11 protein-coding genes are annotated in these 13,771 nt (G+C 64.1%); 8 read left to right on the top strand and 3 right to left on the bottom strand.

The window, feature by feature from the left end; genetic code table 11:
* The first annotated feature begins 82 nt into the window (after window positions 1-82).
* Window positions 83-598, top strand: coding sequence for a hypothetical protein (locus IVB26_RS10420; RefSeq protein ID WP_247971575.1), 516 nt, complete (start codon window positions 83-85; stop codon window positions 596-598).
* Window positions 599-915: 317 nt separating this feature from the next.
* Complete coding sequence (locus IVB26_RS10425; RefSeq protein ID WP_247973133.1) at window positions 916-4,245, top strand: adenylate/guanylate cyclase domain-containing protein; 3,330 nt, start codon at window positions 916-918, stop codon at window positions 4,243-4,245.
* A gap of 47 nt (window positions 4,246-4,292) precedes the next feature.
* Here IVB26_RS10425 and IVB26_RS10430 read toward each other — a convergent pair whose 3' ends face one another.
* Entirely contained in the window at window positions 4,293-5,516 is a 1,224-nt protein-coding gene (locus IVB26_RS10430) for a polyhydroxyalkanoate depolymerase (protein ID WP_247971576.1), read from the bottom strand.
* Between the two features lie 153 nt (window positions 5,517-5,669).
* Between IVB26_RS10430 and IVB26_RS10435 the strand changes: the two genes are divergently transcribed.
* Window positions 5,670-6,326, top strand: coding sequence for a glutathione S-transferase family protein (locus tag IVB26_RS10435; protein ID WP_247971577.1), 657 nt, complete (start codon window positions 5,670-5,672; stop codon window positions 6,324-6,326).
* Between the two features lie 280 nt (window positions 6,327-6,606).
* Here the strand turns inward: IVB26_RS10435 and IVB26_RS10440 are convergent, their stop codons facing one another.
* Entirely contained in the window at window positions 6,607-6,831 is a 225-nt protein-coding gene (locus IVB26_RS10440) for a hypothetical protein (RefSeq protein WP_091966320.1), read from the bottom strand.
* 186 nt (window positions 6,832-7,017) lie between these two features.
* On the opposite strand from IVB26_RS10440, the gene IVB26_RS10445 reads away from it, so the two are divergent.
* On the top strand, window positions 7,018-7,374 hold the full coding sequence (locus IVB26_RS10445) for a hypothetical protein (protein ID WP_247971578.1): 357 nt from the start codon (window positions 7,018-7,020) through the stop codon (window positions 7,372-7,374).
* 9 nt (window positions 7,375-7,383) lie between these two features.
* Here the strand turns inward: IVB26_RS10445 and IVB26_RS10450 are convergent, their stop codons facing one another.
* Complete coding sequence (locus IVB26_RS10450; RefSeq protein ID WP_247971579.1) at window positions 7,384-8,487, bottom strand: mandelate racemase/muconate lactonizing enzyme family protein; 1,104 nt, start codon at window positions 8,485-8,487, stop codon at window positions 7,384-7,386.
* A 167-nt stretch (window positions 8,488-8,654) separates the two neighbouring features.
* Between IVB26_RS10450 and IVB26_RS10455 the strand changes: the two genes are divergently transcribed.
* The 4 genes from IVB26_RS10455 to IVB26_RS10470 all read left to right on the top strand — a co-directional run bounded on the left by IVB26_RS10455 (window position 8,655) and on the right by IVB26_RS10470 (window position 12,936).
* On the top strand, window positions 8,655-9,500 hold the full coding sequence (locus tag IVB26_RS10455; protein WP_247971580.1) for an AraC family transcriptional regulator: 846 nt from the start codon (window positions 8,655-8,657) through the stop codon (window positions 9,498-9,500).
* A 136-nt stretch (window positions 9,501-9,636) separates the two neighbouring features.
* Window positions 9,637-10,563: an SMP-30/gluconolactonase/LRE family protein gene (locus IVB26_RS10460; RefSeq protein ID WP_247971581.1), complete on the top strand. Its 927-nt coding sequence runs from the start codon at window positions 9,637-9,639 to the stop codon at window positions 10,561-10,563.
* A gap of 116 nt (window positions 10,564-10,679) precedes the next feature.
* Entirely contained in the window at window positions 10,680-11,273 is a 594-nt protein-coding gene (locus IVB26_RS10465; protein ID WP_247971582.1) for a GNAT family N-acetyltransferase, read from the top strand.
* A gap of 16 nt (window positions 11,274-11,289) precedes the next feature.
* Window positions 11,290-12,936 carry a GMC family oxidoreductase gene (locus tag IVB26_RS10470; protein ID WP_247971583.1) on the top strand — a complete coding sequence of 549 codons (1,647 nt, stop codon included), beginning with the start codon at window positions 11,290-11,292 and terminating at the stop codon, window positions 12,934-12,936.
* Window positions 12,937-13,771 lie beyond the last annotated feature (835 nt).

The raw sequence follows: 13,771 nt of genomic DNA on the forward strand, positions 1-13,771 counted from the left end.
GGAATCACGGGCATCGCGAAACGCGTTCACGCAGCGTCTGTTCGGGGTCGGCCGGTAGGCTGCTACTTACGAGGAGCCCCCAATGAAGATCAGCAACCCGATTTCCAGCGCATTTTCTCTGACAAAGCACGCCGGCAATCTTAGGATCGCCCGTTCCAGCCTTATCAAGACGGCCCATCTTCTTGAAAGAATTGGGCTCGCGGCCGTCGGGGCCTCTTGCGGCCTCTACGTGGGCGCGACCCTGTTGCGTCAGAAAGGCGGCCTTTTTGAAAGCGGCTGGATCGTGCTGCTGACGATGTTCTACGGAGCTCTCAGTTACTATGTCGGAATCGATTTGTCGCGCAGTGTCGCGCGGAAATCGATTGCGAGCACCTCGGAGGAATACAACGGATCCGAGGCGGCTGAGCTCATGAGTGCAGCCGGAACGTTCGGCGCGGCGATCGCAGCAACTCTGTCCGTCAGCATCCTTGTCCTTGATCAAAACCTTCCCAACGGCCTGATCGGCTTTGTTGCCGGCTGTTGGGTGGTTGGTTCTTCGCTTCAAGTCGTGGCGGGAACGATGGCGCGCAACCATGAAGTGCCCATGGACAAGGAATGAAGGCTACTGTGCTTACGGAAAGGCGTCCGCTCGGTGTCGTGACGTCAGCACAAGCCCGGTGTCGGATTCAGCTTGAGTGAGTGGCTGACGGCTCATCGCAACCTTTGTCGTCCAACGCGGCGTGCAGACGATTTTGAGTAGCGCGGCCGTTCGCATCGAGCAATGTCGCCTGCCTCGAAGCGGTGCCGGTACCGAGCAACCGAAGTTGTCGCGCCGCAAACAAGACGTGCCATCATGATGGCGTTGGGATATTGTTCCCGCACGCCGTGGTCCAAAACTCTGCGAACCGCCAACCACACGATCGATCGGTGGAGCCAATGCAGATTGCGGAGTGGCTCGATACGCTGGGGCTTGGGCAATACGCAGAGCGTTTTGCCCAAAATGGGATCGACATGGGCGTCCTTCCCGAACTGATGGACCAGGACTTCGAAAAGCTCGGCGTCCTGCTCGGCCATCGTCGCAAGATGCTTCGCGCTATCGCCGATCTCGATCCAGCCGCGTTGATCGCATCGCGGGCGCCTCCTCATGACGCCGAGCGGCGTCACCTCACTGTGATGTTTTGCGATCTGGTCGGGTCGACTGCGCTCTCGGCGCGTCTCGATCCCGAGGATATGTGGGAAGTGATCCGGGCCTACCGCGCCGCCTGCGCGAGCGTCGTTGCTGCCTACGACGGCAGGATAGCCAGGTTCGTCGGTGACGGAATACTGGTCTATTTCGGCTATCCCCGCGCTCACGAGGATGATGCCGAGCGGGCAGTTCGAGCGGGCCTCGACGCCATCTCTGCGATTGCGCAACTCAAGACAGGCAGCGACGAAAGGGTTGAACTGCGGATCGCAATCGCGACCGGGCTTGTGGTGGTCGGCGACCTCATCAGCGGAGATGCTTCGGAGGAGCACGCAACGGTCGGCGATACGCCAAACCTCGCTGCGCGGCTCCAGAGCCTCGCCGAACCGGGAGCGGTCGTCGTTGCCTCCTCGACGCGCAGGCTGCTTGGCGATCTCTTCACGTTTCGCAATCTCGGCCGTCGCGAGGTCAAGGGGATAGCCGAACCCATCGCGGTCTGGGCCGTCGAGGGGGCGCCCGCATCGGAAAGTCGCTTCGAGGCGGTCCGCGCGGCGCGCTCGATCGGCTTTGTCGGCCGCAAGGAGGAGATCGAATTTGCGCTCTCGCGCCAGCTTCTGGCCTGGCAGGGGCACGGCCAGATGGTGTTGATTTCCGGCGAAGCCGGCATCGGCAAGTCGCGCTTCGTCGCAACGCTGTGCGAAAGCCCCGCGTTGGGAGCGCACCGGCGGGTGCGATATCAGTGTTCGCCCTACCACACCAACAGTGCACTTCATCCCTTTGTCGCGCAGCTCGAGCGCGCCGCCGGCATCCGCTCGCACGACACGCCGGGGCAAAAGCTCGAGAAGCTCGAGGCCATGCTGGCCCTTGGAACGCAGCAGGTCGCCCAGGCGACACCGCTCATTGCGGCTCTCCTTTCGATTCCAACCGGCGACCATTGTTCGCCGCTTGGTTTGAGCCCCGCGCAGCAGCGGCGACAGACATTTGCTTCGCTTCTCGATCAGCTAGAGGGTTTGGCGCGAGAGCAGCCCCTGTTGATCATCTGCGAGGATATGCATTGGGCCGATGCCACGTCACTCGAGCTGTTCGATCTCGCGGTCGATCGGATCAGGGGACTGCCGATCCTCGTGATCACGACATCTCGGCCAGAGTTCGAGCCCTCCTGGTCGGGCCTTGCGAACGTCAGTCTGCTACGGCTCGACCGACTAGACCGGCAGGACACGCGTGCGTTGGTCGAGCAGGTCACCGTGGGCCGCCAGCTGCCACGCGAGATGATGAAACGGATCATCGACAAGACGGATGGCATCCCGCTGTTCGTCGAGGAACTGACCAAGATGGTGCTGGAGTCTGGATTGCTCGTCGAGGAGTCCGGGGGCTATCGCCTCGATAGTCCACTCCCGCCGCTTGCCATTCCGGCGACGCTGCAGGATTCGCTGATGGCGCGGCTCGACCGGCTGGCTCCCGTGAAGGAGGTGGCGCAAATAGGCGCCGCCATCGGCCGCGACTTCTCGTACGCGCTGCTGCGATACGTGGCTGGACGCGATGATCTGACGCTGAGCGCAGCGCTCGGGCAACTCGAAGAAGCGGAATTGCTGGTGCGTCGCGGCGCTCCGCCCGAAGCAAACTATAGTTTCAGGCACGCCCTCGTTCAGGAAGCAGCCTATGAGGGCTTGCTCAGGAGCAAACGGCAGGTGCTTCACAAGCGCATCGGCGATGTCCTGCGTGAGAAGTTTCCAGTCGTCGCCGAGACTGAGCCGGAAGTTTTGGCGCATCACTTCACCGAGGCGGGGCTGAGCGAGGACGCCCTCGAGTGGTGGTGGAAGGCGGGCCAGCAGGCGCTGAAACGCTCGGCCTATTCCGAGGCGATCGCGCATCTCGGCAAGGCGATCGCGACCGCCGATGAGCTGCCCGATGAGCCCCGCCGGATGATGAGCAGGCTGCATCTTCAAATCGCATATGGCCGTGCATTACGGGGCAGCCTCGGTCACAGCGCTCCCGAAACGGTCGCTGCTTGGACGCGCGCCCGGCAGTTCGCAGCCGACATCGATGATCCCGTTGAACTCGCGCCGGTCCATTCAGGCCTTTTCAATGCCTGCCTGACACACGGCGAACTCGCTCCGATGCGGGAGCTGGCGGATGCCATCCGGAGTGCCGCCGAACGACGACCGGACTCGCCGGTCGCCGCCGTCGTCGGACATTGGACGGGCGGCGTCACGTGCTGGTTCGGCGGTGATTACCTGAACGCGAGAGTTCATCTCGAGCAGGCACTGGAGATCTATGGTGCCGAGCCGGATCCGGCGACGTTCAGGGCGTCCGCGCTGGATCTCCCGTTCGTGATCATGAGGTTCCTTGCCCTGGTGCTTTGGCCACTCGGCAGGATCGCTCGCTCGCGTCAGCTGGCCCCCGAAGCCGTGAGTGCTTCCGGAGAAAAACGCGCGCTGTCCCAGGCCAATGCGCTCGTTCACCGCGCCGTGTTCGACGGGCTGTGCGGGGGCATGTTGCAGCAGACAGAGACGATCCTGGCGCTCGGTCTCGCGCGCGACCACACGATGCCGCTGTATGTGGCCGCCGGCACCTACCTCAATGGCCTGGCCAAGTGGCGTGCCGGCGACCGAACGGCCGGACTGACGGAAATGCGTCGCGGCTGGACCTTGCTGCACGAGAATGACTGCTATCTCTGTGAACCATTTTGGGGAATGCATGTCGCCATGGCGGACGCGGAGGTGGGCCAACTCGAAACCGGACTGGAAATCCTGAGCGAATTGATTGCATGGACGGAACAGTCCGGTCAGCATTGGCTGGATGCCGAGCTGCACCGCGCCCTCGGCGAGCTTTTGCTGCGTCGTGACCCGCGAGACGATTCCGGTGCCGAAAATGCCCTCAAGCGAGCGCTGGAAATCGCACGAGGCCAGCAGACGAAGACCTTCGAGTTGCGCAGCGCCCTTGGGCTTGCTCGCCTGCACAAGACAAATGGCCGAGCGGGCGCGGCATCCGAAGTGCTCGCTCCCGTGCTCGCCGAATTTGATGCGGAGCGAGGTCTTCCCGAGGTCATGGAAGCGAAGGAGCTGCTCGCGCAAGCGCGTTAGGCGCGTGCCGTTTCCTTAGCGAGCCATCCGCGGGCAGGGGATGACGGTCACGAATTGACGTGGACGAAATCCCGTAGCAGCGGATAGATCTCGTTGTTCCAGCGCTTGCCGGAGAACACGCCGTAATGGCCGACGCCGGCCTGCATGTGGTGCACCCTGCGATAGGCGCGCACGCCGGTGCAGAGATCTTGTGCCGCCAGCGTCTGGCCGATCGAGCAGATGTCGTCCTTCTCGCCCTCGACCGTCATCAGGCCCATGCGGCTGACGGCCTTGGTGTTCACGGGACGGCCGCGATGCATCAGCCTGCCTTGCGGCAGGAGGTGCTCCTGGAACACGTCGCGCACGGTTTCGATGTAGAACTCGGCCGGAAGATCCATCACCGCGAAATATTCGTCGTAGAAGGTCTTGATGGTCGCGGCCTTGTCCTTCTCGCCCTTGGCGATGTGGTTGGCGAGATCCATATGCTGCTTGATGTGGCGCTCGAGGTTCATCGAGACGAAGGCGGTGAGCTGCACGAAGCCGGGATAGACTTTCCGCAGGGCGCCGCGGCACTGCATAGGCACATAGTTGATCAGGTTCCGCTCGAACCATTCGATCGGCTTGCTCTTGGCGAAGTCGTTGACCCTGGTCGGCTGGATCCGCGTGTCGATCGGCCCCGCCATCAGCGTCAGCGTCGCCGGGCGCGAGGGATGGTTGTCCTCGCACATGATCGCGGCCGCCGCGAGCGCCGACACCGACGGCTGGCAGATCGCGACCATGTGCGGGCGGGGGCCGAGCTGTCCCAGGAAATCGATGAGATGCTCGGTGTAGTCGTCGAGTCCGAAGCGGCCTTCGCTGCGGGGAATGTCGCGCGGGTTGTGCCAGTCGGTGATGTAGACGTCATGGTCCTGGAGCAGCGTCTGCACGGTGCCGCGCAGCAGCGTCGCGAAATGGCCGGACATCGGCGCCACCAGCAGCATGCGCGGCTGATCCGACACGCCGTCCTTCCTGAAGTGCAGCAGCGAGCCGAACGGCGTCGCGTAGGCGATCTCCTCGCTGACGGCGACTTCCCGATTTCCCACCATGACGCTGTCGATGCCGTAGGCGGGACGGTGATAGGTGAGCGTCGAGCGCGAGATCAGCTCCAGCGCCGCCGACAGCCGGCCGACGACCTGATCCGACATGCCCTGCGGCACCAGATTGAGGAATCTCAGCGCGGACGAAGCCCCCGTCCGCCACGGCGCGGTCAGGTCCATGTGGTTCTGAAAAGCCTGATAATACATCGACATCATACTGAAACGCCCACCCCTTCCGCAGGGCTATGCAATAACGACGCCAAACGACGGCCGGACCCGCCGCGAAATTGGCACGTCGCTTGCTGTTCACGTCACGGCAAGCACAGGGCAGTCCGCGAGCCGGCGGAGGCGGGATCAGGGAAGGGCCATATGGCAAAGGCGACACTGACCATCAGCAGCAAGAACTATTCGTCCTGGTCGCTGCGCGGCTGGCTGCTGGCGAAATTCTCCGGGCTCGATTTCGAGGAAATCGTCACCGCGCCGGACGATGCGTCGGCGCGCGCCGAGATCCTGCTGCTGTCGTCGTCGATCCTGGTGCCGTGCCTGCGGCACGAGGGTGCGGTAGTCTGGGATACGCTGGCGATCGGCGAATATCTCAACGAGGTGATGCCGTCAGCCGGCCTGTTGCCTGATAACCGCGTGCAGCGCGCTCATTGCCGCTCGATCTCGGGCGAAATCCATTCCGGCTTCACCACGCTGCGCGCCTCGTTGCCGGTGAATCTGAAGGGACGTTTCCCCGGCTTCAAGATCTGGTCGCGGGCGCAGGCCGACATCGACCGCGTCTGGTCCATCTGGCGCGACTGTCTGGCGGTATCGGGTGGCCCCTTCCTGTTCGGGGCGCAGCGCACCATGGCGGATGCGATGTACGCGCCGGTGGTGACGCGCTTCGTCACCTACGACGTCAAGCTGGAGCCGGTGCTGAAGGCCTATGCCGACACCATCATGGCGATGCCCGAGATGCAGGAATGGATCGCGGCAGCAAAGGAGGAGCCGGCCGAGATCGAGGAGCTCGAGGTCGAATATTAGGCAGGCCTGGTGCGGCCTTGCCTGTTTCGGGGGCGGGACCGGTCGCGGCGGTGCGAGAGAGCTATGCCCTTGTCAGGATTAACCTTTGGGGCCCGTTGGCGGCTGATGCCGTTGGCCGCGCCGCACAGATATTGTACACGGCTGCGCAGCCGCATCGACATCTAGCCGTGAACAGCTGCGTACATGGCGTTTCGGCTGATTCGGGCGCGATTCGTTCAGGCCGCGTTCCGTTGGTTAAGGCGGAGCGCGGCGCCGTTGCATTTTGGAACAGAGATGGGCGTCAGGCGGCCCCGCGCTGCCTTACGCGCGGCAGGCGCCAGCCGATGACGGTGGCTTCGACCGCAATGCCGGCCTCGTTGTTCTGCCAGCGTCCCTCTACATAGCGGCAGGCGAACGGCAATTGATACGTTCCGCTGTGGTCCTCGCACAGCACTTCGAGCGCAAGGCCCGGCGGTGGTTCTCCGGCGCCGTCGAATTCCGCCAGTCGTCTATCGCGCGTTGCCATTCGAAAAATCTCCCCTAAACAAAGCCGCGGAAAGAGCGCCCACTATCTTCCGCCTGCGGATCATCGTTCCCCGTCCGAGGGAACGGGCGCAAGCTCAACGCGAGAATGCGGTGCGAGTGTGGTAGCCTCACCCGGCTGTGCGCAAACAGCGCACATTGACGTGATCGATCGGACGAGGAACCTTTCATGCTGCTTCGAAACGCCGGCATTTGTTTCGCGATATTGCTGCTCGCAACGCTGGCGAATGCGCCGGTGCACGCGCAGGACGTGCCCGGCATCGAGATCTGCACCGTCGAGAAGACCATGGAGCGGCGCACCAGCTGCCTGCAGAGCAACGTCGACTTCCTGCAGAAGACGATCACCAAGCTCAGCCTCGATCACCAGCAGAAGCTGGACGCCGCGGGTCGCCAGATCGACGCGTTGAAGACGACAGTGGCCGGCCTGCAGAAGACGCTCGGCGATCTCCAGGCCGCCCAGGCCAAGACGGCCGAGGACCTGAAGAAGAAGCAGGATGCGCCGCCGGCAAAGGACGCTGCGAAATAAGCTTGGCCATCACGTCACGCGATATCGCTCCATCACGCCGCGATCAGGCTCACAGCCGAGCCCGGGTTCTGTCGGCACCGCGACATGGCCGGTGGCATCGCTATCCGCGCGGCCGCCCCAAAGACACGCTTCGCGTTTCAGATAGAACATCTCGACGAGCCCGTCGTCGCGCGTCGCTAGCAAGTGCAGTGTCGCGAGCAGGCCCGGACCGAAATACGGGGAGTGCGGGACGATCTTGACGCCGAGCTGATCGGCCAGCGCCGCGACCTTCAGAAATTCGGTTATACCGCCCACCTTGGTCACCGACGGCTGGACGTGGCTCACCGCGCCCGCCTCCATCATCTGGCGGAATTGATATTCCGTGCAGGCATTCTCACCGGCGGCGATGTCGAGCCCGCCTTTGCTGCGGACCTCGGCGAGCCCTGCGAAATCCTCCGGCGGCCAGACCGGCTCCTCCAGGAACATCGGTCGCGCGTCCCGGCAGCTCGTCGCGAACGCGATCGCCTGCCCTGGGGTCAACGGGCAGTTCATGTCGACCATCAGCGGAATGTGGGGGCCGATCGCCTCCCGCGCGGCGAACACCGCCGGCGCCGTGGTCTCGTGCAGCTTGATCGCGCCATAGCCGAGCGCGAGCGCCTTCCGGGATTCGGCCGCGATGTTGTCGGGTGAGCCGATGCGCAGCAGGCTCGCGTAAGCTGGAATGGCGGTGCGCCTGGTCTCGCCGAGCAGACGATGCACCGGCACGCCCTCGACCTTGGCAGCAAGGTCCCACAGCGCGATGTCGAGGCCGGAGATCGCGAATATGGTGATGCCGTAGCGACCGAACAGATGCAGGTTGCGCTGGATCTGCTCCATGACGGCGGGGATGCCGGCCGCATCGGGCACCTTCAGCCCGCGGGCCTGCGGTGCGATCATCTCCTCGACGGCGCTGCGCGTGGTGCGCGGGCAGACATAGGCGAAGGCGTCGCCCCAGCCGGTCAGGCCGGCATCGGTGGTGACCTCGACCAGCACCATGTCGAGGGCCGTGATCGCGGACGCGCCCTGGCGAAAGCTCGCGACGCCGGCGTCATAGGGGATGCGGATATGGTGCGCCCGCACATCGGTGATTTCCATGGCGCGGTTCCCCTTTCTCGTGAGCGGTTCAGGGAGTTTAGCCACGAACGCCAAGGCGTTGCCAGTGGCCATTCCCGGACTATCCTCCCGCGCGGACAGCAACGCCGATCAAGCGACGCGGCCGCATGCCGCGCATCATGACTGCGCTTCGAACGAGGACGACCGCCATGAACCCAGCGCAGCGCGCGCTCTGGTATATCGAGAGCCATCTGGCCGAGCCGATGACGCTCGACGAGATCGCTGCGATCTCGGGTGTGTCGCGGTTCCACATCGTGCGTGCGTTTGCCGCAGCCACCGGACTTCCGGTGATGCGGTACGTGCGCGCGCGGCGGCTGACGGAAGCTGCGCGCAGTCTTGCAAACGGTGCGCCCGACATCCTGTCGCTGGCGCTGGAGGCGGATTACGGCTCGCACGAAGCATTCACCCGCGCGTTCCGCGACCAGTTCGGCACGACGCCCGAAGCTGTGAGGGCGGCAACGTGTGTGAGCCACCTCAAGCTTCAGGAGCCGATCCTCATGGATTCCACCATGCTCGACCATCTCGCCCCGCCGCGGTTCGAGACCGCAAAGGCCTTCCTCGTCGCCGGTCCCGCTGAGCGCATCGCCTGCGACAACGGCGCCATGATCCCGGGTCTGTGGCAGCGCTTTCACCAGGAAGTCGCCGACATTCCCGTGCGCGTTGGCCAAGGGAAAAATCAAGTCGCCTATGGTGTTTGCTGCAACGGCGATGATGCCGGCAATTTCGATTACATCGCTGGCGTCGAGGTCGCCGATTTCTCGGACCTGCCGCGCCGCTTCGGCCGCATCCGCATCTCCGAGCAACGCTACGCCGTCTTCACCCACACCGATCACGTCGCCTCGATCCGCCGCACCGTCAACACGATCTGGAATCAGTGGCTGCCGGCATCCGGCCTGAAGGCCGCAGACGCACCGAGCTTCGAACGCTATGACGAAAAGTTCGACCCGGCGACCGGAAATGGCGGCTTCGAGATCTGGGTGCCGGTGAAGGAGTAGCACGCAACGCTGGCATACCGTCCGCCTTGCTTGGCAAGCCCCGGCGACTTTGTCATAACCGCAGGCAAATCTTGCCTGCGGGGCCCGTGCCGGACATCCCGTGCAAGTCATAACAAGCAGCCGGGAGGGTCCCCACATGTCCAACGTCCGCGTTCTCGCCACCGACCTCGAATTTCCCGAAGGGCCGGTCGTGATGCCGGACGGCTCGGTGGTGCTGGTGGAAATCCGCGGCCAGCGCCTGACGCGCGTTTACCCCGACGGCCGCAAGGAAATCGTCGCGAAAATTCCGGGCGGCCCAAACGGCGCCGCGCTCGGCCCCGACGGCAAGATCTACATCTGCAACAATGGCGGCTTCTCCTGGATCCCGACCCGCAACATGATCATGCCGGGCCCGCAGCCGGACGATTATCTCGGCGGCTCGATCCAGCGCGTCGACCTGCAATCCGGCAAGGTCGAGACCGTCGTGACCAAATGCGACGCGCACGATCTGCGCGGGCCGAACGATCTGGTGTTCGACAAGCAGGGCGGCCTCTGGTTCTCCGATCTCGGCAAGCGTCGCGCCCGCGAGATGGACGTCGGCGGCATGTACTATCTCAAGCCCGGGATGACCGAGCTCGTCGAGATCGTGCACGGCGTGCTGCCGGCGAACGGTATCGGGCTGTCGCCGGACGAGAACGTTGTCTACATCGCGGAGACGCCGACCGGGCGGCTCTGGGCCTACGAGCTCTCCGCGCCCGGCACGCTCAAGCCGCGCGATCCGATCTATCGCGGCGAACGGGGCAAGCCGATCTGCGGCCTCGGCGGCTACCAGATGTTCGACTCGCTCGCGGTCGAAGCTGGCGGCAATGTCTGCGTCGCCACCCTCGTCTCCGGCTGCATCTCGGTGATCGCGCCCGACGGCACGCTGGTCGAGCAGATCCCGACCGGCGACCGCGTCACCACCAACATCGCCTTCGGCGGCCCCGAGCTGAAGACGGCCTACATCACGCTGTCCGGCAAGGGCGAGCTGGTCGCCATGGACTGGCCGCGCGGTGGTTTGCCTCTCAATTTCCTAAACAAATAAACGGTGCTAGTTACCGTCATTGCGAGCGGAGCGAAGCAATCCAGGAATGCCTCTGCGGCGATGGTCTGGATTGCTTCGTCGCTTCGCTCCTCGCAATGACGTAAGGAGAGACTTCAATGCCCTGGCCCGATCCCGTCACCCTGCGCGGACAGCATGCCCGTCTCGAGCCGCTGTCGCACGATCATCGCGAGGGGCTGGTAGCGGCGGTCGAGGACGGCGAGCTGTCAAAGCTCTGGTACACCGCGATTCCGCTGCCGGAGAACATGGGCAAGGAGATCGATCGCCGCCTGGCCTTGCAGGCCGCGGGCTCGATGCTGCCCTTCACCGTGTTCGATGCCGACGGCAAGGTCGTCGGCATGACCACCTATATGAACATCGATGCCGCCAACCGCCGCGTCGAAATCGGCTCGACCTGGTACGGCAAGAGCGCGCAACGCGGCCCGCTCAACACCCAGTGCAAGCTCCTGCTGCTGCGCCATGCCTTCGAGACGCTGAACTGCATCGCGGTCGAATTCCGCACCCACTTCTTCAACCACCAGAGCCGCCGCGCCATCGAGCGCCTGGGCGCCAAGCAGGACGGCATCCTGCGCAGCCACCAAATCGCGCCGAACGGCACGCTGCGCGACACCGTTGTCTATAGCATCACCGCCGCCGAATGGCCGACGGTGCAGGCGCATCTGGAATTTCAACTCAACGACAAGCCGCGCTAGAGGCGGCCGAGGCACCATGGATAGATTTGATTATGTGATCGTCGGCGCCGGCTCGGCCGGATGCGTGCTCACCAGCCGGCTCAGTGAAGACCCAAACGTCAGCGTCTGCGTGCTCGAGGCGGGCCCTTCCGACTGGCACCCCTACATCCATCTGCCGGCCGGCTTCATCAAGACCTTCCACATGAAGAGCATCAACTGGGCCTACCAGCAGGAGCCGGGGCCCTGGACCGGCGGGCGCAGCATCTACGCACCGCGCGGCAAGACGCTCGGCGGCTCGTCCTCGATCAACGGCCACATCTACAATCGGGGCCAGCGCATGGATTTCGATACCTGGGCGCAGATGGGCAATCGCGGCTGGGGCTATGCCGACGTGCTGCCGTACTTCCGGCGGCTGGAGAAACGCGTCGGCGAGGGCGAAGACACCTATCGCGGCCGCGAGGGCAGCCTCACCGTGACGACGATGGAGTGGCGCGATCCGCTTTGCGAAGCCTTCATGGAAGGCGCGGTCTCGCTCGGCATTCCCCGCAATCCCGACTACAACGGTGCCAAGCAAGAGGGCGTCTCTTACTGCCAGCGCACCATCGACAAAGGCCTGCGCGTCTCCGGCTCGACCGCGTTCCTAAAGCCGGCGATGAAACGACCGAATGTGCATGTGCACACCCATGCACACGCGACCGAGATCATTTTCGAAGGCAAGCGCGCCGTCGGCGTGCGCTACATGAAGGGCGGCCCTCGCGGCACGCCGGTGGAGGTGCGCGCCAACAAGGAAGTCATCCTGTCCGGCGGCACCTATAACTCGCCGCAGCTCCTGCAGCTCTCCGGCATCGGTTCGCCGGATTTGCTGCAAGCCCACGGCATCGCCGTGCGTCACGCGCTCCCCGTTGGCGAGGGCCTGCAGGACCATTACGCGCCGCGCACGGTGGCGCGGGTCAAGGACATCAAGACCATCAACGAGCTTCGCCGCGGTTTCTCGCTGTGGATCGAGGCGCTGAAATGGGCGACCGCGCGCCGCGGCCTGCTCTCGCTGTCGCCGACCATGGTCTATTGCTTCTGGCACTCCGGCGAGAGCGCCGACTCATCCGACCTGCAGCTCACCTTCACGCCAGCGAGCTACAAGGAAGGCGTGCAGGGCCAGCTCGAGGACGAGCCCGGCATGACCGTTGCCTCCTGGCAGCAGCGTCCGGAGAGCCGCGGCTATGTCCGCATCCGCTCAAGCGATCCGTTCGCGCCGCCGATCATCCAGACCAATTATCTCGACGCCGAACTCGACCGCCGCGTCATCGTCGGCGGCATGAAGCTCGCGCGCAGACTTCTCAAGTCCGCGCCGCTGTCGCCCTATTACGCCTACGAGGATTTCCCCGGCCCCAACATCAACACCGACGACGAATTCCTGGCCGCCGCCACCGAGCGCGGCACCACCACCTTCCACCCCGGTTGCACCTGCCGCATGGGCCCGGCGGACTCGACCTGGGCAGTGGTCGACGACCAACTCCGCGTCCATGGCCTGGAAGGCCTCCGCGTCATCGACGCCTCGGTCATGCCGCGCATGATCTCGGCGAATTTGAATGCGTCGACCATGATGATCGCGGATCGTGCGTCGGATTTGATCCGCGGCAAGCAGCCGATGGAAGCTGCAAGGATTCCGGATACGGCGGTGGCGTGAGACGCAATTGCGTAGGGTGGGTTAGCGAACGGCCGCGCAAAGCGCGGCCGTTGGCGTAACCCACCACTTCTGCCGGCGGGGAAACGGATTGTGGCGGATTACGCCTTCGGCTAATCCGCCCTACGCGCTCTACTGACTCAAACCGGCACCGAGCGACAATCCGTTGGCCAGATTGCCGTCTGCGGCCTCGTCTTTCTCTGCACCGCTATTCCGGTCGGTCTGCTGTTGCGCGTAGGCTGGCGGGATTGGACCCTGTTTGCTGGCCTCTGGGCAGTCATGTACTTCATGGGCGGAATTGGATGGTTTCCTAGGGGCACGCCAGTTCAAAAGGCATTTTCATATGGCCTGCTCGTCGGCACGGTGCTTTCGGCTCTGGAGTGGGCGGCGAGCTGAAGCATTGATCTCTTCCGTCGGGCAAAACACCCCGCCACCCGTCAACCCCTCCGCATAAAAATATTCCACTTTACCGAAATTCGGTTTTGCGGCATAAGTCGACACAGCCCGGCCCGACGAAGAGGGGCGGTTCGCGAGTCGTTCGAAACGCGGGCCGGGTTGCGGTGGACGCGGTGGCGTCGTGCACGAGATGGGGCGGGCAGGGCGGGTAGTCCCTGTGAGCCCGCAACCCGCGTGCGGACGAGCGGCGCTGTTTGCGTACGGCAAAACCGTGTGGTCCTGGCCGTCGTTGCTACGGTCAAGCCGGTCGAAGATGTGCGCGAGCCCAACCGGGTGGACGGCATCGTCACTTCGAACGGTGAGGGAGGCCAGAAGGAAAGTTCGGCTCCCGGGAGAGCACGGCATAAGCCGTCCGACCATCGCGCAGGGAAGGCCGAGTGAT

The organism is Bradyrhizobium sp. 195 (assembly GCF_023101665.1).
Classification (GTDB): Bacteria; Pseudomonadota; Alphaproteobacteria; order Rhizobiales; family Xanthobacteraceae; genus Bradyrhizobium.